The sequence below is a fragment of the Sorangium sp. So ce302 genome, from assembly GCF_051530145.1.
In the GTDB taxonomy this organism is placed as follows: Bacteria; Myxococcota_A; Polyangia; order Polyangiales; family Polyangiaceae; genus Sorangium; species Sorangium cellulosum_B.
On the sequence record NZ_CP150326.1, the window covers coordinates 2,386,511 to 2,408,412 of the forward strand.

At 70.3% G+C, this 21,902-nt stretch carries 20 protein-coding genes; 15 read left to right on the forward strand and 5 right to left on the reverse strand.

Annotated elements, in window-relative coordinates:
- Nucleotides 1-185 precede the first annotated feature (185 nt).
- The 4 genes from prfB (at nt 186) to WME73_RS09255 (ending at nt 5,948) form a co-directional block, all read left to right on the forward strand.
- A protein-coding gene (gene prfB / locus WME73_RS09240) for a peptide chain release factor 2 (RefSeq protein WP_437534213.1) occupies nt 186-1,329 on the forward strand; the annotation gives its coding sequence in 2 pieces (ribosomal slippage) (nt 186-254 and nt 256-1,329; 1,143 coding nt in all).
- Entirely contained in the window at nt 1,326-3,047 is a 1,722-nt protein-coding gene (gene lysS / locus WME73_RS09245; RefSeq protein WP_437745110.1) for a lysine--tRNA ligase, read from the forward strand. The genes prfB and lysS overlap by 4 nt, the downstream gene beginning before the upstream one ends.
- On the forward strand, nt 3,044-5,206 hold the full coding sequence (locus WME73_RS09250; protein WP_437915457.1) for an FtsX-like permease family protein: 2,163 nt from the start codon (nt 3,044-3,046) through the stop codon (nt 5,204-5,206). The genes lysS and WME73_RS09250 overlap by 4 nt, the downstream gene beginning before the upstream one ends.
- 7 nt (nt 5,207-5,213) lie before the next feature.
- Nucleotides 5,214-5,948 (forward strand): ABC transporter ATP-binding protein, encoded by a 735-nt coding sequence (locus WME73_RS09255; RefSeq protein ID WP_272101325.1) that lies wholly within the window; start codon nt 5,214-5,216, stop codon nt 5,946-5,948.
- Here the strand turns inward: WME73_RS09255 and WME73_RS09260 are convergent.
- From WME73_RS09260 to WME73_RS09270, 3 genes are all read right to left on the reverse strand, one after another.
- Nucleotides 5,937-8,018 (reverse strand): FAD-dependent oxidoreductase, encoded by a 2,082-nt coding sequence (locus WME73_RS09260; RefSeq protein WP_437745112.1) that lies wholly within the window; start codon nt 8,016-8,018, stop codon nt 5,937-5,939. The two genes, WME73_RS09255 and WME73_RS09260, sit on opposite strands and share 12 nt — an antisense overlap.
- A gap of 151 nt (nt 8,019-8,169) precedes the next feature.
- Entirely contained in the window at nt 8,170-9,213 is a 1,044-nt protein-coding gene (locus WME73_RS09265; protein WP_437745113.1) for an arginine N-succinyltransferase, read from the reverse strand.
- A gap of 187 nt (nt 9,214-9,400) precedes the next feature.
- A complete protein-coding gene (locus WME73_RS09270) occupies nt 9,401-10,144 on the reverse strand; it encodes a shikimate dehydrogenase (RefSeq protein WP_437745114.1) in 744 nt (247 codons plus the stop codon).
- A gap of 149 nt (nt 10,145-10,293) precedes the next feature.
- On the opposite strand from WME73_RS09270, the gene lepB reads away from it, so the two are divergent.
- On the forward strand, nt 10,294-11,028 hold the full coding sequence (gene lepB / locus WME73_RS09275) for a signal peptidase I (protein WP_437745115.1): 735 nt from the start codon (nt 10,294-10,296) through the stop codon (nt 11,026-11,028).
- A gap of 9 nt (nt 11,029-11,037) precedes the next feature.
- On the opposite strand, the gene ftsH is transcribed toward lepB, so the two are convergent.
- A complete protein-coding gene (gene ftsH, locus WME73_RS09280) occupies nt 11,038-12,861 on the reverse strand; it encodes an ATP-dependent zinc metalloprotease FtsH (protein ID WP_437915458.1) in 1,824 nt (607 codons plus the stop codon).
- A gap of 226 nt (nt 12,862-13,087) precedes the next feature.
- On the opposite strand from ftsH, the gene WME73_RS09285 reads away from it, so the two are divergent.
- The 3 genes from WME73_RS09285 to WME73_RS09295 all read left to right on the forward strand — a co-directional run bounded on the left by WME73_RS09285 (nt 13,088) and on the right by WME73_RS09295 (nt 14,561).
- A complete protein-coding gene (locus WME73_RS09285) occupies nt 13,088-13,582 on the forward strand; it encodes a hypothetical protein (protein ID WP_437745117.1) in 495 nt (164 codons plus the stop codon).
- 65 nt (nt 13,583-13,647) lie between these two features.
- Entirely contained in the window at nt 13,648-13,890 is a 243-nt protein-coding gene (locus WME73_RS09290) for a hypothetical protein (RefSeq protein ID WP_012234278.1), read from the forward strand.
- A 2-nt stretch (nt 13,891-13,892) separates the two neighbouring features.
- Nucleotides 13,893-14,561 (forward strand): sigma-70 family RNA polymerase sigma factor, encoded by a 669-nt coding sequence (locus WME73_RS09295; RefSeq protein ID WP_437869933.1) that lies wholly within the window; start codon nt 13,893-13,895, stop codon nt 14,559-14,561.
- Between the two features lie 36 nt (nt 14,562-14,597).
- Here WME73_RS09295 and WME73_RS09300 read toward each other — a convergent pair whose 3' ends face one another.
- Entirely contained in the window at nt 14,598-15,017 is a 420-nt protein-coding gene (locus WME73_RS09300) for a hypothetical protein (protein ID WP_437745119.1), read from the reverse strand.
- A 239-nt stretch (nt 15,018-15,256) separates the two neighbouring features.
- Here WME73_RS09300 and WME73_RS09305 point away from each other — a divergent pair, with 239 nt between their 5' ends.
- The 7 genes from WME73_RS09305 to tgt all read left to right on the forward strand — a co-directional run bounded on the left by WME73_RS09305 (nt 15,257) and on the right by tgt (nt 21,876).
- Nucleotides 15,257-16,021 (forward strand): SDR family oxidoreductase, encoded by a 765-nt coding sequence (locus WME73_RS09305; protein ID WP_012234280.1) that lies wholly within the window; start codon nt 15,257-15,259, stop codon nt 16,019-16,021.
- 315 nt (nt 16,022-16,336) lie between these two features.
- On the forward strand, nt 16,337-16,549 hold the full coding sequence (locus WME73_RS09310; RefSeq protein WP_437328430.1) for a (2Fe-2S)-binding protein: 213 nt from the start codon (nt 16,337-16,339) through the stop codon (nt 16,547-16,549).
- Between the two features lie 199 nt (nt 16,550-16,748).
- Nucleotides 16,749-17,219, forward strand: coding sequence for a bacterioferritin (gene bfr / locus WME73_RS09315; protein ID WP_012234283.1), 471 nt, complete (start codon nt 16,749-16,751; stop codon nt 17,217-17,219).
- Nucleotides 17,220-17,429: 210 nt separating this feature from the next.
- Nucleotides 17,430-18,785: a sigma-54-dependent transcriptional regulator gene (locus WME73_RS09320; RefSeq protein ID WP_437869935.1), complete on the forward strand. Its 1,356-nt coding sequence runs from the start codon at nt 17,430-17,432 to the stop codon at nt 18,783-18,785.
- A gap of 395 nt (nt 18,786-19,180) precedes the next feature.
- Nucleotides 19,181-19,588 carry a response regulator gene (locus tag WME73_RS09325; protein ID WP_437745121.1) on the forward strand — a complete coding sequence of 136 codons (408 nt, stop codon included), beginning with the start codon at nt 19,181-19,183 and terminating at the stop codon, nt 19,586-19,588.
- 9 nt (nt 19,589-19,597) lie between these two features.
- On the forward strand, nt 19,598-20,722 hold the full coding sequence (queA, locus tag WME73_RS09330; protein ID WP_437915459.1) for a tRNA preQ1(34) S-adenosylmethionine ribosyltransferase-isomerase QueA: 1,125 nt from the start codon (nt 19,598-19,600) through the stop codon (nt 20,720-20,722).
- Complete coding sequence (gene tgt / locus WME73_RS09335; protein ID WP_437745123.1) at nt 20,719-21,876, forward strand: tRNA guanosine(34) transglycosylase Tgt; 1,158 nt, start codon at nt 20,719-20,721, stop codon at nt 21,874-21,876. The genes queA and tgt overlap by 4 nt, the downstream gene beginning before the upstream one ends.
- Nucleotides 21,877-21,902: the final 26 nt, after the last annotated feature.

Consider the following 21,902-nt stretch of genomic DNA (forward strand, 5'->3'; position numbering starts at 1 on the left):
CGCGGCGCCGGGTCATCCGCCGCACCTCTCCCGCCTGCGCGCCGCGTTGACGAGCGCGTCGCCGGCGCGCCCGACGCGGAGCCGACCTGGGGCCGGCGTGGAGCCGCCTCGGTCCGCCCGCGCGCGGCGGTCTCGCCTGGCGTCTCTCCTGGCGATCGCCGCCCAGATCGAATAGATCCCCGGCCATGCTCTCCGAGACCCGCGAGAAAGTCCTCGACATCAAACGGCGCTTTGAGGCGCTAAGGGGGCATCTTTGACGTCCCCAAGCTCGAACGGATGCTCCAGGATCTGACCCAGACGACGCTGTCGTCGGGGTTCTGGAACGATCAGGAAAAGGCCCAAGCCGTCCTCCGCAAGCGCGCCCAGGTCGAGTCGAAGCTCGAGGTGGCGCAGCGGCTCGGCCGCGAGATCGAGGATCTCGCGGAGTACCTCGAGCTCGGCGCTGCCGAGGGCGACGAGGGCGTCATCGCCGACGCCGACGCGCAGGCCGACGCCATCGCCGGGCGCCTGCGCAAGGTCGAGCTCGATCGCATGCTGTCCGGCCCCGCCGACCGCGGCAACGCCATCGTCAGCATCCACCCGGGCGCCGGCGGCACCGACGCGAAGGACTGGGCGTCCATGCTCCTCCGCATGTACCTGCGCTTCTGCGAGCGCCGCGGGTACAAGACGGAGATCATCGACTACCAGGACGGCGACGAGGCCGGCATCGACGCCGTCACCCTCACGGTGAGCGGCGACGCCGCCTACGGCTATCTGCGCTCCGAGGCCGGGGTCCACCGCCTCGTGCGGATGAGCCCGTTCAACGCCGATCACACGCGCCAGACCGCGTTCGCCGCCGTCGAGGTCACCCCGGACAGCGACGACGAGATCAACATCCAGGTCAACGAGAAGGACATCGAGATCACGACGATGCGCGCCGGCGGCAAGGGCGGGCAGAACGTGAACAAGGTCGAGACCGCCGTTCGCCTGCGGCACCTCCCGACCGGCCTCAACATCGTGTGCCGCGCCGAGCGCAGCCAGCACCAGAACCGCGCGATGGCGATGAAGGTCCTCAAGGCGAAGCTGTACGAGATGGAGCTCCAGAAGCGGGATGCCGAGGTCCAGGCCTACAACGCCGCGAAGAGCGCTATCAACTTCGGCAGCCAGATCAGGAACTACGTCCTCGCGCCCTACCGGCTCGTCAAGGACGTGCGCACCTCCACCGAGGCCACCGACGTGGACGCCGTCCTCGACGGCGATCTCGAGGGCTTCATCGAGGCCTACTTGCTCGCCGCGGCCGGCGGTTCGCTCAGGAAGGGCGGCTCCGTCGCGGAGGACGACGCTCCGTGAGCCAGCAAAAAGACAGACCGAATGACAAGAAGACCGAGCGGCTCGTGAAGGAGGCCGCCGAGGCCGCGCGCGCCGAGGAGACGCTGATCGCCACCCGCAAGGCGAAGGCGGCCCGCCTCCGCGCCCGCGGCGACAACCCGTTCGCCAACGACGTCACGGAGGGCGAGCCGCTCGTCGAGCTCGCGGCCGTCCGCGCCCGCTTCGACGGGGCGCGGGCCGCGGCCGAGCCGAGGCCCGAGGGCGCGGCGCCCGAGCGATCCGCCTCCTCCGCGGCGGATCGCTACGATCCGGCGCGCGTCGAGCCGGTCCCGTTCCGCGTCGCGGGCCGGGTCCTCTTCGTGCGCTCGTTCGGCGGCGTCACCTTCGTCCGGCTGCGCGACCGAACCGGCGAGCTCCAGCTCTACTGCGAGCAGGGGAGCCTCGCCGATTTCGAGCGGCTGGAGGACGTCGACCTCGGCGATTTCGTCGAGGCCCGCGGCGTCGCGATGGCGACGCAGAAGGGCGAGCTCTCGATCCGCGCCGAGCGTCTCCGGCTGCTCACGAAGGCCTACCGCCCGCTGCCGACCAAGACGAGCTTCAAGGACGTCGAGTCGCGCTACCGCATGCGGTACGTCGATCTCGTGGCCAACCCGCACGTCGCGGGGGTCTTCCGCGCCCGCACCGCGATCGTCGCCGCGCTGCGCGAGTTCCTCGACACCCGCGGCTTCCTCGAGGTCGAGACCCCGACGATGCACACGCTCGTCGGCGGCGCGGCCGCGAAGCCGTTCAAGACCCACCACAACGCGCTCGACCTCGGGCTCTTCATGCGCATCGCGCCGGAGCTCTTCCTGAAGCGGCTCGTCGTCGGCGGCTTCGAGCGCGTCTACGAGATCGCGCGCTGCTACCGGAACGAGGGGCTGTCGACGCGGCACAACCCCGAGTTCACGATGCTCGAGTACTACCAGGCGTACGCGACGTACGAGACGCTGATGGACGCCACCGAGGCGATGCTCCGCCACGTCGACGCCCGCCTCGCCGAGCGGCTCCCGGCCGAGCACGCGGCCTGGGCCGCGCAGCGCACGTACTCGCTCGAGCGCTTCGAGCGCGTCCCCATGGCCGAGGGGATCGCCCGCGCCCTGTCGAAGTCGGGCCTGCCGGCCGACGTCCCGCAGCGCGTCGCCGCGGACGACGCCCCGATCAAGGAGTGGGCGAAGGCGGCGAAGGCGAGCGGGCGCGAGATCGACTGGACGAACTTCCGCGCGGGCGCGAAGAAGTGCGAGTCGCCTGGCGAGCTCATCTTCTGCGCCTACGAGTACGTGGTCGAGCCGTTCCTCACGAGGGACTACCGCACGGAGGCGGGCGACAAGAGCGTCCCTGTCTTCATCATCGACTATCCCTTCGAGGTCTCCCCGCTCGCGCGCAAGAAGGACAGCGATCCCTCGCTGGTCGACCGCTTCGAGCTCTTCATCGACGGCCGCGAGCTCTGCAACGCCTTCAGCGAGCTCAACGACCCCGAGGACCAGGACGCGCGCTTCCGCGCGCAGGTCGAGAAGAAGTCGCGGGGCGAGGAGGAGACGATGGATTACGACGCCGACTACGTCCGCGCCCTGGAGCACGGCCTCCCGCCGACGGCGGGCTTCGGCATGGGTGTCGATCGCCTGACGATGCTCCTCACCGGCGCGACCTCCATCCGCGACGTCATCCTGTTCCCGCTCCTCCGTCCCGAGACCGACGCGTGATCGAGCTCTCCAGGTCGTTGCAGGCCGCGCTCCTCGCCGCCGTCGCTCTGGGCATCGTTCTTCTCGCCTGGCGGGGCTACACCCGCTTCGACAAGAAGGGCGAGCTGGAGCCGCGGCGTCCCGGCGTCGTGCGCGTCGGGGTCGTGGTCGCTCTCACGGGCGCCAGCCTGCTCGCGCTCACGCTCGTCGCGTCCAGCGGGCGCGCGAAGGGCCTCGCGCTCATCGGCGCCTTCTTCGCGAGCAATACGGAGAGGATCGCCCCGCTCGTCGCCGCGCTGGTCGTGGCCGGTGCCCTTCGGCTGTTTCGGGCCAGGACGGGTGCGGACAACGCCCGGTGGCTCTCCGGCAGGTGGGGGTCCAAGGCCCGCGTGGGGCTCCGCGTGCTCGGCGCGATGTCCCTGCTCGCCGCGCTCGCGATCGTCGTCCTCTGGGTCGCGGTCCTGCCCATCCAGCCGACCTTCAGGTGGATCCTTGGAGGCATCCTGTTCGGCGCGGGCGCGGGCTATCTGGTCGCCGGGAGCCGCCCTGTCCGCAAGGGGCTCTATCGCGCGCTCGGCTGGTGGTGGGGCGCGCTCGTGGGCGTGGCGTTCGGCGTCACCGCGACGCTCACGGCCAGGATGCCCGTCGGGAAGGGCGCGTCGTTCAATCCCACGGATCAGATCATCCGTTTCACCGCGCTCGTCTCGAGCGTCGTCTTCCTGTTCTTCGTGCTGTCGGCGCTCCTGCCGATCGCCCTCGACGCGCTCGAGCGCCGGAGCTTCGTGCCCCACGTGGCCGCGCGCCACGTGCGCGCCTCGAAGAGCGGCTTTCTCACGGTCATCTCGGTCCTGTCGATGGCCGGTGTCGCGGTCAGCTCGTGCGCCCTGTGCTCGGTGACGAGCATCATGGGCGGCTTCGGCGCCGACCTGAAGCGCAAGATCCTCGGCAACAACGCGCACATGGTCGTCGACGCCTCCCGCCCTGGCGGCTTCGGCAACTGGGACGACAAGCTCACCCAGGTGCGCGTCGCGCTCGCGCCCTACGGAGGCGCCGCGACCCCGGTCGCGGCCGGCGAGGCGATGGGCTCCAGCGCCTCGAACACCGCGGGCGCGCTCGTCCGCGGCATCGATCCGGACACCATCGGGCAGGTCATCGACCTCGCCAAGAACATCGAGGTCGGCAGCTTCGACTACCTGCGCGAGCCCGAGAAGCTGACGAGCCTGCCTCCCGAGGAGATCATCGGTCGAGGTCCGGGCGGGGAGCCGTACTTCAAGGGGCCGGACTTCCGCCAGCCCACGGACGTCGACCCGTCGGTGCGTGACTACCTGAAGCAGCAGACGCGCGTGTACCCGGGCGTCATCATCGGCCGCGAGCTCGCGAAATCGCTCCACGTGCTCGTCGGGGACGAGGTGACCCTCCTGTCGCCGATGGGCGAGCTCGGCCCCACCGGCGTGATGCCGCGCTCCCGCAAGTTCCGCGTCGCGGCGATTTTCTATAGCGGCATGTACGAGTACGACGTCACGCACGCGTACGTCTTGATGGAAGAGGCGCAGAAGTTCTTCAGCCTCGACGACAAGATCACCCACATCGACATCCGGGTCCCGGATCCCGAGCGGGTGCAGGAGGTCCGCCCGGCCGTGGAGGCGGCCGTCGCCGCGAGCGCCGCGCTCGACGAGGCGCCGGAGGGAGGCAAGCCGCCGCCGCAGCTCCGCGTCCGCGACTGGATGGAGATGAACAAAAACCTCTTCAGCGCGCTCAAGCTGGAGAAGATCGCGACGTTCATCATCCTGTCCATCGCCATCGCGGTCGCGAGCTTCTGCATCGTCTGCACGCTGCTCCTCATGGTGACCGAGAAGGGCAAGGAGATCGCCGTCCTGAAGGCGCTGGGCGCCTCGGACAACGCGGTGATGCGCGTGTTCATGCTCGAGGGCGTGATCATCGGCGCCATCGGCACGATCTACGGTGTCGGCACCGCGCTCGCGGTCTGCACGGGCCTGTACTGGTTCGGTGTCCGGCTCGATCCGGACGTCTATTACATCGACCGGTTGCCCGTGAACGTGAACCTCTCCGACTACGCGATGGTCGCGGTCGCGTCGATGCTCATCTGCACCATCGCCACCATCTACCCGGCCCGCGCCGCCTCGAGGCTCTCTCCGGTCGACGGGCTCCGCTACGAGTAATCACTCCATGTCCACTCCGCTCGTCGTCGTCGAAGACCTCCGCAAGACGTTCGTTCACATGGGCCGCGAGCTCCACGTGCTCTGCGGCATCGACATCGTCATCAACCAGGGCGAGGTCGTGGCGTTCGTGGGCCCCTCGGGCGCCGGCAAGAGCACGTTCCTCCACTGCATCGGCACGCTGGACCTCCCGACGAGCGGCCGTATCCGCCTCGGCAACGACGAGCTCACCGGCCTCCCGGGCTCGCGGCTCGCGGCGATCCGGAACCGGACGATCGGCTTCGTCTTCCAGTTCCACCACCTGCTCCCCGAGTTCAACGCGGTCGAGAACGTGATGATGCCGGGCCTCATCCAGGGGAAGACGCGCCGCGAGATGGAGCCGCTCGCGCGGTCGCTGCTCGCCGAGGTCGGGCTCGCGGCGCGCGCGACGCACCGGCCGGGAGAGCTGTCGGGCGGCGAGCAGCAGCGCGTGGCCCTGGCGCGGGCGCTCGTCCTGTCGCCGAAGCTCCTCCTCGCCGACGAGCCGACCGGGAACCTCGACACCGCGACGAGCGACTCGATCCACCAGCTGTTCTTCGAGATGAACCGCAAGCACGGCACCACGATCGTGGTGGTGACGCACAACCTCAGCTTCGCCGAGTCGATGCCGCGCGTGGTGACCATGCGCGACGGGACGATCGAGAGCGATCGCATCGGCAGCGAGCGCGCCGCGGCCCTCGGGTACCGCGACGGCTCAGCCGGATAGCCGCTCGCTCAGGAGCTCGGCCGCGCGCAGCGACATGGCCATGATGGTCATCTGCGGGTTCACGCCGAGCGACGAGGGGATCGCGCTTCCATCACACACGTAGAGCCCGGCGACGTCGTGCGCCTGGTGGTCCGGCCCGAGGCACGATGACCGCGGATCCACCCCGATACGGCACGTCCCGAGCGGGTGGAACGCGGCCACGTCGAGGTCCCCGGCCTTGACCTGCCGCGCCTTGAGCCGCTCCAGGTCCGCGGGGCCGTTCACCTCGTCGCAGCCGGCGACGAGCGGCAGGACGCGCCGCGCCCCCGCGGCCAGGAACACCTCGCAGAGCAGCTCGACCCCGCGCTGCATCTTGGCGACGTCCTCCCGGTTCATCGTGTAGAGCACGAGCGGCGTGCCGCCGATCCCGGGCCTCACCTCGCCGCGGCTCGTGTCCTTGATCATGAACCCGAACGTCGCGAGGTGCGGATACCGCTCCATCAGCTCCGTGTAGCGATGTCCCGTCCAGGGCACGGCCAGCGCGGCGACGTCGAACGGGAGCGAGCCTCCCTCGAACATCAGCCCTTCATCGGCGAAGTGGTCGATCTGGTAGCCCTGCGGGATGCCTTGCCACTGATCGATCCGCTCATCGAAGAGGGCCATCACCTTCGACGCCGGGTGGATCGAGAGGTTCTTTCCCAGCGCGCCGCTCGACAGGCACGCTCCGCTCCGGCGCAGGAGCAGCGGCGTCATCAGCGCGCCGCCGGCCACGACGACGGCCTCCGCCCTGACCACGAGCCGCGGCCCCCGCCCTGCGCCGCTCGCCGCGCGGCCGCCGTGGCCTCCGGCCCTCGTGTCCCCCCCGAGCACGGCAGTCGCCCCCCGCGCGCGGCCCGCCACGACATCGATCGTCCTGACCCGCGCCGCCGTGATGAGCTGCGCGCCCCGCTTCAGCGCCTCGGGCACATAGCTCACGTCGGTCGAGCGCTTGGCCCCCGTTGGGCAGCCGAAGCAGCAGATCCCCTGCCCATCGCAGTCCGGCGCGTTGCGCTGGAGCGGCCCGTGCCGCAGCCCGAGCCGCTCCGCCCCGCGCCGGACGATCGGCCCGATCGCCCCGAGGTGCAGCGGGTCGGCGGGGGCGACCTGGAGCATGCGCTCGACGCGCTCGTAATAGGGAGAGAGCCCGCCGGACGAGAACTCCGCAGGGAGCCCCATGCCGTCTCGCCACGACGCGAAGGTGCTCTCCGGAGCCCGGTAGCAAGTACCGGAGTTGATCACTGTGCTCCCTCCGACGGCGCGCCCCGCGAACACCGGGATATTCACGTTGCCGAGCGTCATGTCGAGCCCGTGGTCGCGGTACATCTCCCGGTAGGCGCGCGCGGGCCGTCCGGTGAAGCTCGAGCGGCGGTGGAAGTCGCCCTCCTCGAGCATGAGCACCGCGTGTCCGCGCGACGCGAGCTCGTAAGCCGCGGCCGCTCCGCCGGCGCCGGTGCCGATCACGAGGACCTCGCACTCGAGCTCCAGGTCCTCCTCGACCTCGCGCCCGTCGGTCACCTGCGCGAGCCAGCGCGGCGCCTCGTCGCGCACCGTGGGCAGCTCGTAGCGGCAGCCGACGTGCTTGAACATCTCGGGCCGGTCGTAGTGGACGAACCTGAGCGGCGTGAGCGCGGCGCGGAGCAGCGAACGCAGCGTCCGCGCCCGGCTCTGCTCGAAGCCGCGGAGCACCGCCATCCGCTCCTCGAGCGGCAGCGCCGACAGCGGCCTGAGCCGGAACGGAAGGGGAGCGAGCTCTATCGCCCACAGCGCCGCGCGCACCCCCTGCGCCAGGTGCGGCGGGATCGAGCCGAGCCAGGCCGCGAGTCGGCTGGCGGTCGCGGCGCCCGCGCCGTCGAGGAAGCGGCCGGGCGGCATCGCCGCCTCGGCGAGCGCGGCGGCGATACGCATCTCCCGCCCAGAGAGCCTGGGCTCCGCGCCGCCGTTTGCCTCGGGGGCCCTCTCCGCGCCGGCATCCTCCCTCGGTGTCCCGGGCCAGCGTTCCCTCCGCTCCAGCGCGGGCAAGCGCCCGAAATCGAGGTCCAATCCAAGGGTCATGGTCCTCCGAACCGCTCGTGAAAGCTTCTGTTAATTCTGTAGCAACAGAATCGTCGCGATGCAAGGCGACCTGATCCGCTGGTGGACGTGGCGCGCAGGCGGGCTGATCCGTTGCTCTTGCGCGCGCTGGATGTGGAGCGCAGGCGCCCTGTCACGGCATCGGCAGGACCCAGATCGGCGAGCGAGGCTGGAGCTCGAGGTGCTTCCAGGCGTCCTCGGCGATCGCCATGCCGAGCTCTCCCTCATCGCGGAGGCTCGCGGCGACCGCGCGAAAGTAAGGGGCGTCTGGGCGCTCTATCGCGAGGATGCCCTTCGGATCCGACGGGCTCGGGGTGAACGGGCGGCCCGCCTTCGCCCGGCGCGTATCGCGCACGAGCGAGATTTCGTCCATGCGGGCGGTGAAGTGCGGCCCTCCGTCGAACGGATCGACCCTGTGGGCATAGCGGAAGCCGACGCGGCGGAGCAGCTTCTCCACCCCCCGGGTCTGCGCCCCGACCTTCCCGATCACGCGCTGCGCGTCCTCGGGCAGCAGCGAGGCGTAGATGGTCCCCTCCGGGAAGAGCCCCTTGATGAACTCCTTGTTCTTCTTGGAGAGGAGATCCGCGTCGGCATAGCTCATGTCGGTGAACTTGCGCCCGAGCGCTTCCCAGAGGTGGCTTGTCCCGTCCGGCTCGAGGGGGGGCATCAGCTCCGCGAGGATCTCGTCCTGGAACAGCGCGGATCGCGCGGCCATGTAGAGGAAGCGAACATAGGAGATCATCGTGCCGAGCCGCTCGGGCCCTTGCCGGTACTCCGGCATGAGCACGAGCCCGCCGATCTCCGTGGGGCCGTTGTACGAGTAGCCGATGCGCAGCACGGTATGATGGAAGTGCTTGTCGATCGTGGCCGAGTACTTCTCCTCGTCGAGCACGTCGAAGAAGATGTAGGGGATGCCGCGCCGGCCGAGCTGCGCGATGATCATCGACGTCCCGACGATCATGCCCTTGTCGCCCTTCGTCAGGTCGACGAGCACGAAGACGTATTGGCGGAGGCGGGGATCCTGGATCGCCCCGTTGAAGCTCTTGTGGCTCTCGGCGACGATCTCGTGGATTGCGTCACGGTTGTTCGGCAGGTTGACCGAGTTCAGGTGGCGCGCGACATAGAGGAGCTGTTCCTCGTCGCCGGTCACGGCTGCGCGTATCTCGAACGAGACCATCGCCGGAAGCCTACGCGTGGCGCCCGTCCTTGGCCATTGCTCCGGAGGCCGTGCGCGCGGCGCAGAGCGGCGATCGCCGCTCGCCCTGGCCGGCCGGACAGCGCGAGCCTGGCGCGGGACGTCGCGCGCGTCAGCCGAGCTCAGCGCGCGACGCTTCGTCCGTGGCGTCGAGCGGCGGCTCCGCGCGTCAGCCGAGCTGAGCGCGCAGCGCTTCGTCCATGGCATCGAGCGGCGGCTCCCGCCCGGTGTACAGCCGGAACTGCTCTGCAGCCTGGTGGAGGAGCATCCTCCCGCCGTGAACGGCGATCGCTCCGCGCCGCCGCGCCGCCGCCACGAGCTCCGTGATCATCGGTTTGTACACGATATCCATCACCAGGAGACCGTCCCGCAATACCTCTTCCGGGACAGGGCTTCGCGGATCGACCTCGGCCATGCCGAGCGACGTGGCGTTCACGAGGACGCCGTGGTCGGGCGAGAGCGCCGCTGCGTCGAGCGGCACGGCCGCCCCGCCGACCGCCGCCGCGAGCTGCCGCGCCTTCTCGAGATCGCGGTTCGCCACCGTGACGCTGGCGCCGCGCTCCGCGAGCCCGAACGCGACCGCGCGCGCCGCGCCGCCGGCGCCGAGGAGCAGCACCCGCGCGCCCCCGAGCTGCGTCACCTCCTCGAGCGCCCGCACCGCGCCGATCCAGTCGGTATTGTAGCCCCTGAGGCGCCCGTCGTTGTTCACGATGGTGTTGACCGCGCCGATCCGCTCGGCGACGGGATCGAGCTCGTCGAGCAATGGAATTACCGCCTGCTTGTAAGGCATCGACACGCCGAGGCCGCGGATCCCGAGCGCCCGCATCCCGCGCGTGGCGCCTTCAACATCGGTCACCGCAAAAGGGATATAGGTAAAATCGAGTCCCAGCGCGCGGTAGCCGGCGAGGTGCATGGCGGCCCCTGTCGTTACCGGATGACGCGACATTGATCCGCAGAGTGTGAGGCGGCCCAGAGCTTGGGAGAGTGGTGCAGTCGATGAAGTGCAGCCGTGCATGCAGCGAAGCTGGCTTGTCTCGAGCGCGGATGCTAGCCCCGCCAGAGATGAGCGAGCCCAGCGTTCCCCGGCCGGCGGTGGAGGCCGCGGCGGTGTGCCTCCAGCCCGACAAGGCCGGACTTTTCATGCTTCGATCCGATCGCGCGCTCGCGCGGCGCGCCTACCAGACGGTCGCGCCGTTTGGGCGGAGCCTCCTCAAGATCCTCGCGGCGCTCGCGATCCTCACGCTGGGTCGCTCGACCCTCGCGGACCAGTACCACGTGCCCACCGGCTCGATGTGGCCGACGATCGCCCCGGGCGATCGCATCCTCGTCGACAAGGTCGCCTACGGGCTCCGCGTCCCGCTCACGGAACACTACCTGTTCGAGCGCAGCGGGCCGAGCGCCGGCGACGTGGTGCTCTTCGCGGATCCGCGCGGCGGGTCCACCCTCCTCGTCAAGCGGGTGATCGCGCTCCCGGGCCAGACGGTGATGCTCCGGCAAGGCGTGCTGTACGTCGACGGTGCGGCGCAAGCCCTCGAGCAGCTCGGGGACGGCACGAGGGTGGAGCACCTCGGCGAGGTCACACACGCGGCCGGCGAGCCCGACTTCGACGCGTTCGGTCCGGTCGTCGTCCCGCCGGACCACCTCTTCGTGATGGGCGACAACCGCGCCGCCTCGCTCGACAGCCGGGCGATGGGGGCGGTGCCGCGGGAGCTGCTGCGCGGCCGCGTGCTCCGCGTCGTCTATCACCATGACGCCGCGGGCTTCGATCTGTCCCGCGCGCTGCGGAGCGTCGACTGACCGGCTGCTCTAGGCTTCCCCTCTTGCCACCATCTCCCTGAGCTCATCGCCGCTCAGGGTCTCGACCTCGTAGAGCCGGGCGGCGACGCGCTCGAGCGTCGGCCGGTGCCCCTGGATCAAAGCGCGCGCCCGCGCTTCCGCGTCCGCGAGGATCCGCGCGACCTCCGCGTCGATCGCGCGCGCGGTCGCGTCGCTGCACTCCCGCGGCCCTGCGCCGGACGGCATCGCGCCCTGCGCTTCGCCGAGGAACGACAGCGGCCGGCGCGGCTCGAGCGCCGAGAGCCCGACCCCCTGGCCCATCCCGAGCTCGCGGACCATGCGACGCGCGAGCTCGGTCGCGTTGAGCAGATCGTCCTGCGCGCCGGTCGAGAGGTCTCCGACGGCCTCCTCCTCGGCGACGCGCCCGCCCAGCAGCACGACCAGCCGATCGAGGATCTCCTGCCGGCTCCACAGGTAACGATCCTCGCGCGGCTGCTGGATCGTGTACCCGAGCGCGCCCGGCCCCCGCGGCACGATGGACACCTTGCGCACCGGATCCTGCGTCGGCAGCAGCGAGGCGGTCAGCGCATGCCCCACCTCGTGGTAGGCGACGACGAGCTTCTCGCGCGCTCCGAGCCGCCTGCCACGGCGCTCGAGCCCGGCGAGCCCGCGCTCGAGCGCCGCCTCCAGATCGCTCTGTCCCACCGCCTCCGCGCCGCGCCGCGCCGCGAGCAGCGCCGCCTCGTTGACGATGTTCGCGAGGTCGGCGCCGACGAGCCCCGCGGTCTGCGCGGCCACGGCGTCGAGATCCGCGCCAGGATCGAGCGCCACCTTCCTCGCGTGCACCGCGAGGATCTCCTTCCGTTCGGCGAGGTCGGGCCGATCGATGTGCACCCGGCGGTCGAACCGCCCTGGCCTGAGCAGCGCCGGATCGAGGATCTCGGCGCGGTTCGTCGCGGCGATCACGACCATGGCCGTGTGCGCGTCGAACCCATCCATCTCGGTCAGGAGCTGGTTGAGCGTCTGCTCCCGCTCGTCGTGGCCGCCGACGGACCCGCCGAGGCCGCGCACCTTGCCGACCGCATCGAGCTCGTCGATGAACACGAGGCAGGGCCCCTTCTCGCGCGCCTGGGAGAAGAGGTCGCGCACGCGCGCGGCGCCGACGCCGACGAACATCTCCACGAACTCCGACCCGCTTGCGCTGAAGAAGGGTACGCTCGCCTCTCCCGCGATCGCCCGAGCGAGCAACGTCTTGCCCGTGCCGGGCGGCCCCACGAGGAGCACCCCTCTGGGCATCCGCCCGCCGAGCTTCTCGTAGCGCTCGGGCGCTTTGAGGAAGTCGACGATCTCGCCGAGCTCCGTCTTCGCCTCGGCGTTGCCGGCGACATCGCGGAACGTCGCGATCGCGCCCCGCTCCTCGTAGAGCCGCGCCTTGTGCTTGCCGAAGGCGGTCGCGGCGCCCGAGATGGTCCCTGCCGTCGTCGCACGGCGCGACACGAGGTGGCCCATCGCCGCCAGACCGGCGAGCGGCAGCAGCAGCCAGAGGTACGGCGGCAGCCCCAGCTCGTCCGCGACGCGCGTGTACGGGATCCCTCGCCGGTCGAGAGCGGCGAGCAGATCCTTCTCGGTCTGCTCGATGCGCCCCGTGCGGTAACTCTGCGGCGCACGCGCGCTCAGGCCGGGCACCGCGCGTCCGATGTACATGTCGTCCCGGATCTCGATCTCGGCGAGCTCTCCGCTCTCCGCGAGCGAGCGGAAGCGCGCGTAGGGGATCCGGCCGTCGGACGCCGCCATCACCTGAAGCAGCAACGCCGAGCCGAGCACCAGGACGAGAACAATCCAGAGCGACCGCATGCTCCCGCCTCCGCACGGACAGGCGACATGGCCGGCGAGGCCGACCTGTCGTCACGGTGCGCCCTGCACGGAGCCTGCCAAGGCGGCCCGTGTACCCTCGCGACAAGCGCGGCAAGCCGAGGCGTCGCTCGATCCGCCGCGCAGCGCCGAGCGCGCCCGGCGCGCCATGGACGCCCGGCGCGAGCCGATCAACCCTCGCTGCATGGGGAGAGCTCTTTTCTTGATCATGGGTCCGTTGTCGACGTTGCTGCTCGGGTGCGGAGGGGCCTCGCCGCCCACGATCGAGCAGCCCGAGCCAGCGCGGCCGGAGGAGCGGGCGCCGGCGGCCGAGCCCACGAACGATGCCGCCCAGGGCGCCGCGACGCCGGAGGCAGACGCGGAGCCGGGCGCCGCGGCGCCGGCGCCGCCGCGTCGCGACGACTCGGTGCCCGACGACTACGCGCTCATGCATGGCGACTGCGTGGATCTGGGCAAGCGGCTCACAGTGCTCACGCGCTCGGAGCAGGTCGCGGCGCTCAGCGCCAAGCTCACGGCGGAGCAGCGGGGCGAGACCGAGAAGAAGATCGACGCCGTCGCGGCCACGCTGGGGGAGCAGTACGCGCAGTCGTGCGAGCAGAACGTCGGCAAGAGCGTGGATCCGAGGTCGCTCAAGTGCGCGTTCGACGCGCGGACCGTCAGGGCGTTCGAGGCCTGCCTCAACGCGCCCCCGCCGTCCAAATGACGCCTCGGCGACGCGGCGAGCGGCGGATGACGGCGCGCTCGGCGGAGATATAATGGGCGTCTCCCATGGACGCTTCGCTCCTCGATGACCCCTGGATCGCCGCTCAGGTCGACGCCGCCGTGGCGCCTTACGTGGGGCGCCTGCCCGCGCACGAGATCGCGTGGATGCGCGAGCAGCTCGTGGAGGTCTTGCTGCACGACGAGGAGGCGAGCCGCCTCCTGCGGCGCGCGCATCCGCGCGAGGTCGACGAGAGCGGCGAGCGGGCGTTCGGGGTGCTCGGCGCAGCGGGGCGCGCCAAGGCGGGATAGCGGTGCGCACTCCGGAAGACCGGCTCCTCGCCGAGGGGCTCGACCTGCTTCAGCTGGTCGCGAAGCGCATCGCGCGCCGTCTGGGCCGCCGGATCCCGGTGGAGGACCTCGTCGCGCTGGGGCACCCGGCGCTGCTCGAGATCGTGCGGACGCACGATCCGAGCCGATCCACCTTCGAGGCCTACGCCAAGCGGAAGCTCCGGTGGGCCATCTTCGACGGCGTCCGGAGGGAGACGCGCTGGCGGTCCGCGGCCGCGCGGGCCAGCGCGCTCGCTGCGTCGGCGCGCTTCGCCGAGGGACGCGGGGCGGACGACGACGCCGACGCGCCTGCCACGCAGGAGGCCTACGCCGCGCGGCTCGGCGATCTGCTCGCCGGGCATGCGGCCGCGATGGCGCTCGGCCTGCTCTCGAGTCACGGGGACGTCGCCGCCGTCCCCGACGCCGCGGACGACCCGGAGGAGCGCGCCTCTCGCGCCGAGCTCGCGCAGGCCGTGCGTCACGCCGTGCGCGAGCTCCCGGAGCGCGAGCGCACCCTCGTGGAGCGCCACTACTTCGACGACGAACGCTTCGATCAGATCGCGCAGGATCTCGGGATCAGCAAGAGCTGGGCGAGCCGGCTGCACAGCCAGGCGATCGAGCGGCTGGGCGAGCTGCTCCGCACAGCGCGCTGACGCGCGGGCGCCTCGCCGCCCGCCGGCGGATGCCGGTCAGCGCTGCCGGCTCTGGAACGAGCGGAGATACGGGGCCCGCTCGTCGTCGCTGACCGGCTCGTTGCTGATCACCCGGTGGTCGCGCGGCAGGAAATACACGAGCCGGACCGTCATGTGGTCCTTCGCGACGGTCAGCTTCCCCTTGCGACGGAGCTCCGCGGCCTCCTCGAAGCTCTGCGCCTTCGGATCGTAGGCGATCATGTGCAGATCGGACCCGAACGGCGCGGGCAGCTCTTCCACCTCGACGATCTTGTAGATGCGGATCCCTCCGCTCTGCTCGGCGGCTGCGACCACGGCGCCGATCACCAGATCCTTGCCCGTCGGATCGGAGGTCTCGGGCACCGGGGGGGCGCGGTCACATGCAGGCGCGAGCGTCAGGATGCCGGCGCACACGGCGGCGAGCGCGATCGACCTCATGGGCGCTGAATAACATCGATGCCACCCGGCGCAAGCGGCGACCGCGCTGTTGCCCGGGTTGCGCTGTTACGCGGGTTGCGCGGTTACACGGATTGCGCGGGGGCCTGCAGGCCAGGCGGGGGTTGCGGGCGTTGGTGGCGCGCTGCGACGTCGTACGTCGTCCGCCGCCTCGAGGCGGTGTCGTGGTAGACGGCGCGCTCGACACGGTGATCGGGAGCGATCCCTGGAGGAGTGCGATCATGCGACTCGAGGACACGAAGTTCGTCGTCACAGGTGCTGCCCAGGGGCTGGGTCGCCACTATGCGCTGCGGCTCGCGGAGCTCGGGGGCCAGGTCGCCGCCGGCGACATGAACGAGGAGGGGCTCGCGTCGCTCGTCGAGGCGAGCAAGGGGCTCGCCGGCAAGGTCCACGCGCGGGCGGTCAACGTGGCGGTGGAGGCCGAGGTGGAGGCGTTCGTCCGCTTCGCGCACGAGGCGATGGGCGGCCTGAACGGCCTCGTGAACAACGCGGGCATCCTGCGGGACGGCCTGCTCGTCAAGAAGGACCGCCAGACGGGCGCGGTCGTCAAGCTGAGCGCGGCGCAGTGGCAGGCCGTCATCGACGTCAACCTGACGGGGGCAACGCTCATGGTCCGCGAGGTCGTCGCGAAGATGATCGAGACCGAGCAGAAGGGCGTCATCGTCAACATCAGCTCCATCGCGCGCCACGGCAACCGAGGCCAGTCGAGCTACACCGCTGCGAAGAGCGCGCTCGCGGCGAACACGAAGACCTGGGCGCTCGAGTTCGCGCCGTTCGGCATCCGCGTCGGCGCCGTTGCGCCCGGCATGATCGAGACGCCCATGACGCAGGGCATGCACCAGAAGGCGCGCGACGCCTTGGTCGCCATGATCCCTGTGGGCCGCATCGGCGTGCCCGAGGACATCTGGCAGGCCGTGCGCTTCGTGATCGAGTGCGAGTACTTCAACGGTCGCTGCATCGACGTCGACGGCGGCCTCACGATGTGACGCAGTCACGCGGCCGACCGCTCCGCGCTGGGCGTGCGTTCGCGCCTCGCATCCCGGCCGCGCTCGCGCGGCGTCATCTTCCGCCGGTCTGACCGGCTGCATCCCTGCCCGATCCCTCTTCCTCCGACGCTCCTGTGGCGCTCGACCGACCGAGCGCTGCTCGGCGCGTTCGATCGAGCGCTGCTGGCTCGATCCAAGGGGATCTCGAACCACGAGCCAACTCGGCGATCCGCCCGGGCGACATTCCCCTTGACGCTCCGATATTGAAAGCTATGTTCAATATCAATCCCACCCGTTACGTAGCCGGGGGTCTGCATGTACGTCTGCCTCTGCATGGGCGTCTGTGATCGAGAGATTCGTGAAGCGATGAGCGAGGGCGCCTGCTCTGTTTCGCAGGTCATGGAGTGCACGGGCGCCGGTACGCGGTGTGGCTCCTGTCGGTCGACGATCGCCGAGCTTGTCGGCGAGCGCGATGGCGCCTCGACGCCGCGTCGCCTGGTGATGGCGCCGGTCTCCAGCGCAGCTTGATCCTCCGGATTGACCGGCAACAGCCTCGATGCCCTGGTTTCCGTCGGAAGCGACGGCGGTGGCACCTATTTCCTTAGAAACTTCTTGCGCACCTCCACGGACCTCGCGCATTTGTGCGGGGCGCTGGCGTTCCAGCCAGCGTCCCCCCGCCCAACAAGGGCGGGGTCCGCACGACAGGCATGAGCGCGAGAGGGGTCCGATGAAGGGTGCAAAAGACGTCGTTGATGCGTTGAACGAGGTGCTTGCCGGAGAGCTCGTTGCGATCAACCAGTATTTTCTGCACGCGAAGATGTGTTCGCACTGGGGCTTCGTCACGCTCGCTGCGCACGGGCGCGCCGAGTCGATCGACGAAATGAAGCACGCCGATGCGATCATCGAGCGCATCCTCTTCCTCGATGGGCTGCCCAACCTGCAGCGCCTGGACACCCTGCACATCGGGCAGAGCGTGCCGGAGCAGCTCAAGAGCGATCTCGATCTCGAGTACCACGCGGTCAAGCGGCTCAACTCGGCGATCGCCCTCTGCCGCGACAAGGGGGATCGCACCAGCGAGGATCTCCTGGCCAAGATCCTCGAGTCCGAGGAGGAGCACATCGACTGGCTCGAGACACAAATCGGGCTGATCGAGAAGCTCGGCGAGACCGCCTACCTCGCCCAGCAGATCCGCGAGTAGGGTAGGGTGGGGGTCGTCCCTCGCGCAGCGAGCGTCCCCCGTGCACCTTCTGGCGGCGGAGGTCGTGCTTGACGTACGATGCTCTGGACGCATGTCCAAGGCGCCGCGGACGACCGTGCTCGCGCGCTTACGCGCCAGCGCGGCACGTCGGTCGTGATCGTCGCGCCGCGCTCGTTTCCCGGAGGAGGATGCGCGCGGCGGGGGAAATCCATGTCGAAGATTCTTGTCGTCGATGACCAGCGGAACATGCGGACCACGCTCGCGATGATGCTGCGTGGCGCCGGGTACGAGGTCGATGAAGCCGCGGACGGCAGCCAGGGCGCCGATCTGGGCGCCAAGGGGGCGTACGACGTCGTGCTCACCGACCTCCGGATGGGCGGCTTCGACGGGATCGGCGTCCTGCGCGCGGTGAAGGAGTCGAACGCGAACACGGAGGTCATCGTGATGACCGCGTACGGCACCATCGAGAGCGCGGTGGAGGCGATGCGGCTCGGCGCGTTCGACTACATCCAGAAGCCGTTCTCGGAGCAGGAGCTCCTCGTGAAGGTCGAGCGCGCGATCCAGAACCGGAAGCTCACCGGCGAGGTGCAGCTGCTCGCCAGCGAGTTCAAGGAGCGCTACCGGTTCGAGAACATCGTCGGCCGCTCGCAGGCGGTCCGCGAGGTGCTCGGCCGGATCGTCAAGGTCGCGCCGACCGACGCGACGGTGCTCATCACCGGCGAGAGCGGCACCGGCAAGGAGCTCGTCGCCAAGGCCATCCACGCCAACAGCAAGCGCGCCGACCGCCCGTTCGTGCCGGTCAACTGCGCCGCCATCAGCGAGACGCTCCTCGAGAGCGAGCTGTTCGGCCACGCGCGAGGCTCGTTCACGGGCGCGATCTCGGCGAGGAAAGGGCTGTTCGAGGAGGCCGACGGGGGCACGTTCTTCTTCGACGAGATCGCCGAGACCCCGCTCACCTTCCAGGCGAAGCTGCTCCGCGCGATCCAGGAGAACGAGATCCGCAGGGTAGGCGAGAACAAACCCATCAACGTCGACGTGCGCATCATCGCCGCGACGAACCAGGAGCTCCTGACCGCGGTGTCGGAGAAGCGGTTCCGCCAGGACCTCTACTACCGGCTGAACGTCGCGCGCTTCGTGCTCCCGCCGCTCCGCTCACGTCGCGAGGACATCCCGATCCTCTGGGAGTTCTTCCTGGAGAAGTACAACCGCAAGATGACCTGTCGCGCCCGCGCCGCCGACGGCGTCATCGAGGCGCTGACGCAGTACGATTTCCCCGGCAACATCCGCGAGCTCGAGAACATGGTCGAGCAGGCGGTGGCCCTCTCGGGCGGTGGCGTCATCAGCGTCGACGACGTACTGCCCGCCGCGATGCAGCCGAAGCGCGCGCCCGAAGCCGGCGGCAGGCTGCTCGCCGACGTCGTCGACTGCGCCGAGCGCCAGGCGATCGAGGCCGCGCTGCGGGAGTGCGACGGCAGCCGGGAGCGCGCCGCCGAGGTGCTCGGGATCAGCGCGACCACGCTGTGGCGCAAGATGACCCGCCTGACGATCACGTATCCCCCGGGCTGAAACGGCGCCGGTCTGTCGAGCGCCTTCCTTCGCCCACCGGCCGGGCTCAGCAGCTCGCTTCCACGCGACACAGCGACCTCAGGCGGACCGTGCTCGATGGGCCGTGCTCCCCAGGCACCGCGACATGCTGCCCGTCGAGCTCAGCCTGCATTCCTCCGTTCGGGCCGTATGGATGCGGCCGCTCGATTCGAGCAAACCACCTGACTCAGCAGCAAATCGAGGGAGGTAGCCCACGCGAGATTGCATCTTTGCAATGATGCAGCGTCGGGATTTGCCTTAGTGCAATGAGGCGCCCGATGTAGACTGTGCTCTTCTGTTTCACTTTAGCGTCGGCAACCGCAACGCGTCGATTCGGGAACTTGGCCCGATGATTGCTAGACAAGTAGGCGTATTGGATGGCGGCGATCGCCGCAGGAGGACGCTTAATGGCCCGCATGCTGATCGTGGACGGTGAGAATTCCCAGCGTCGCGCTCTTTCGGCAGGGCTAAGCGTCGAGGGGTTCGAGGTCGTGTTCGCCGCCTCGTTCCAGGATGCGCTGCTCACCCTCGGCTCGTCCCCGATCGATGTGGCGATGATCGATCTGATGATGCCGGACCTGAACGGCCTCGAGCTCGCGCGGCACATCCGGCATGCGTTCCCGAGGGTGCGGGTCGTGCTCTCCAGCGCGTATCACCTCTCCGCGCGCCAGGTCGAGCGCGCCGACTGCGGCGCGGTGGCCTTCGTCCCCAAGCCTTACCAGGTTGGCGAGATCTGTCGCTTCCTCCGCGCCAAGACGAACGTGCTCACGCCCGCGTCGTGCTAGTAGCGCGGCGTGCGCTGCGAGCTGCTCGACTACGAACTCCCTGAAGCGCTGATCGCTTCGCGGCCCCCCGAAGAGCGCGACGGAGCGAGGCTCCTCCTGGTCGATCGCGGCCGCAGAGCGGGCGAGGTGGAGCACGCGGCGATCCGCGATCTCGACCGGTACATCGAGCGCGGCGCGCTCGTCATCGTCAACGACACGAAGGTCGTCCCCGCTCGTCTGTTCGGGAGGAAGCGCGGCACAGGCGGGCAGGTCGAGCTCTTCCTGCTGCACCGGCTGGACGGGGCGCCGGCCGGCGCGGAGGACCTCGGCGGAGGGCCGCGGGAGAGCGCGCCGCGGTCCGAGCGCTGGCGGGCGATGGGGCGCGCCTCCAAGCCGATACGCCCGGGATCGGTGCTCGATATCGAGCGCGACGGCGCGCTGGTCGCGGAGGTGCTGGAGCGCGCCGAGGACGGCGTGCTCACGGTGCAGCTCTCCTCGCCCGCGGGGCTGTCCGTCGCCGCTGCGATCGACGCGTACGGGCACGTCCCGCTCCCGCCCTACCTCGGCCGCGGCGACGACGCGTCCGATCGCGAGCGGTACCAGACCATCTTCGCCCGGGTCCCAGGAGCGGTCGCCGCGCCCACGGCGGGCCTCCACCTCTCGCCCGGCCTCGTCGAGCGGCTCCGCGCGAACGGGGTCGAGATCGCGAGCGTCACGCTGCACGTCGGCCTCGGCACGTTCCAGCCGGTCACGGTCGACGATCTCGACCTGCACCCGATGCACGCGGAGGTCTACTCGATCCCGGACGCGACCGCGGGCGCGATCGCGGGGGCGCGCGAGCGCGGCGCGCCGGTGATTGCGATCGGCACCACCGTGGTTCGCGCGCTGGAGTCGGCCGCCGATCCGGCCCGCGCAGGCCTCGTGCGGGCGCAGTCCGGGGAGACGCGCCTCCTCATCCAGCCGGGCTATCGGTTCCGCGTCGTCGACGCCCTGCTGACCAACTTCCACCTGCCGCGCTCGACGCTGCTCGCGCTGGTGTTCGCCTTCGCCGGCCGCGAGCGCACGCTCCTCGCGTACCGCGCGGCGATCGACGCCGGCTACCGCTTCTACTCGTATGGTGACGCCATGCTGATCCGGGGGGTGGACGCGCCATGAGCCGGACGCCTGGCTTCTCCTTCTCCGAGCTCGCGAGGGACGGGCATGCCCGGACGGGCGTGCTCTCCACGCCGCACGGCGACGTGCTGACCCCGACGTTCATGCCCGTCGGCACCCAGGGCAGCGTGAAGACGTTGACCCCCGCCGAGGTGGCCGCGACCGGCGCGAGGATCGTCCTCGGCAACACGTACCACCTGTGGCTCCGCCCTGGCCCCGAGCTCGTCGCGCAGCTCGGCGGTCTGCACGCGTTCACCCGCTGGCCGCACGCGATGCTCACGGACTCCGGGGGCTTCCAGGCCTTCTCGCTCGCCGAGCGGCGCACCCTCGTCGAGGACGGCTTCGTGTTCCGATCGCACCTCGACGGCGCTCGCAAGGCGCTCACGCCCGAGGTCGCGATGGAGGTGCAGGGGCTGCTCGGGGCCGACATCGCGATGCAGCTCGACGTGTGCCCGCCAGGCGGCGCGCCGCGCCCAGAGGTCGAGGAGGCGTGTCGCCTGACGACGCGCTGGGGGAAGCGCTGCCTCGCCGCGAAGCGCCCGAGCCAGGCGCTCTTCGGCATCGTGCAGGGCGGCACCTCGGTCGCGCTGCGCATGGCGCACGCCGATGAGCTCGGCGCCTTGCCGTTCGACGGGCTCGCCCTGGGCGGCTTCTCCGTGGGCGAGCCGATCGCGATGATGCACGAGGTCGTCGCCCAGATCGGGCCGCACCTCGACCCGACGCGCCCGCGCTACCTCATGGGCGTGGGGACGCCGCTCGACCTCGTGCACGCCATCGGCGCCGGGGTCGACATGTTCGACTGCGTGCTCCCCACCCGGAACGCGCGGAACGGGCAGGCGCTCACGCAGCACGGCAAGATCGTCATCAAGCAGGCCCGCTACAAAGAAGATCGTTCGCCGCTCGATCCGACCTGCGCTTGCCCGACCTGCGCCGGTGGATACAGCCGCGCGTACCTGAGGCACCTCTACATGGCCGGCGAGATCCTGGTGCTGCGCCTGCTGACGGAGCACAACCTCCACCTCTATGGCCGCCTGATGCGAGAAGCGCGCGCGGCGATCGCCGAGGGGAGGTACGCGGCGTTCTCTCGCGAGTGGCTCGGCGCGAGCGACGCCGGTAATGCAAACGACGCGAACGATACTGTGGGCGCGACCGAGTAAGCCCGAGTAAGACCGAGTAAATGGAG

Excerpts from the sequence above, each read along its gene's own strand:
- WME73_RS09255 (WP_272101325.1), top strand. The coding sequence starts at position 5,214 with ATGTCCACTCCGCTCGTCGTCGTCGAAGACCTCCGCAAGACGTTCGTT.
- WME73_RS09260 (WP_437745112.1), bottom strand. The coding sequence starts at position 8,018 with ATGACCCTTGGATTGGACCTCGATTTCGGGCGCTTGCCCGCGCTGGAG.
- WME73_RS09265 (WP_437745113.1), bottom strand. The coding sequence starts at position 9,213 with ATGGTCTCGTTCGAGATACGCGCAGCCGTGACCGGCGACGAGGAACAG.
- WME73_RS09270 (WP_437745114.1), bottom strand. The coding sequence starts at position 10,144 with ATGCACCTCGCCGGCTACCGCGCGCTGGGACTCGATTTTACCTATATC.
- lepB (WP_437745115.1), top strand. The coding sequence starts at position 10,294 with ATGAGCGAGCCCAGCGTTCCCCGGCCGGCGGTGGAGGCCGCGGCGGTG.
- ftsH (WP_437915458.1), bottom strand. The coding sequence starts at position 12,861 with ATGCGGTCGCTCTGGATTGTTCTCGTCCTGGTGCTCGGCTCGGCGTTG.
- WME73_RS09285 (WP_437745117.1), top strand. The coding sequence starts at position 13,088 with ATGGGTCCGTTGTCGACGTTGCTGCTCGGGTGCGGAGGGGCCTCGCCG.
- WME73_RS09290 (WP_012234278.1), top strand. The coding sequence starts at position 13,648 with ATGGACGCTTCGCTCCTCGATGACCCCTGGATCGCCGCTCAGGTCGAC.
- WME73_RS09300 (WP_437745119.1), bottom strand. The coding sequence starts at position 15,017 with ATGAGGTCGATCGCGCTCGCCGCCGTGTGCGCCGGCATCCTGACGCTC.
- WME73_RS09305 (WP_012234280.1), top strand. The coding sequence starts at position 15,257 with ATGCGACTCGAGGACACGAAGTTCGTCGTCACAGGTGCTGCCCAGGGG.
- WME73_RS09310 (WP_437328430.1), top strand. The coding sequence starts at position 16,337 with ATGTACGTCTGCCTCTGCATGGGCGTCTGTGATCGAGAGATTCGTGAA.
- bfr (WP_012234283.1), top strand. The coding sequence starts at position 16,749 with ATGAAGGGTGCAAAAGACGTCGTTGATGCGTTGAACGAGGTGCTTGCC.
- WME73_RS09320 (WP_437869935.1), top strand. The coding sequence starts at position 17,430 with ATGTCGAAGATTCTTGTCGTCGATGACCAGCGGAACATGCGGACCACG.
- WME73_RS09325 (WP_437745121.1), top strand. The coding sequence starts at position 19,181 with ATGGCGGCGATCGCCGCAGGAGGACGCTTAATGGCCCGCATGCTGATC.
- tgt (WP_437745123.1), top strand. The coding sequence starts at position 20,719 with ATGAGCCGGACGCCTGGCTTCTCCTTCTCCGAGCTCGCGAGGGACGGG.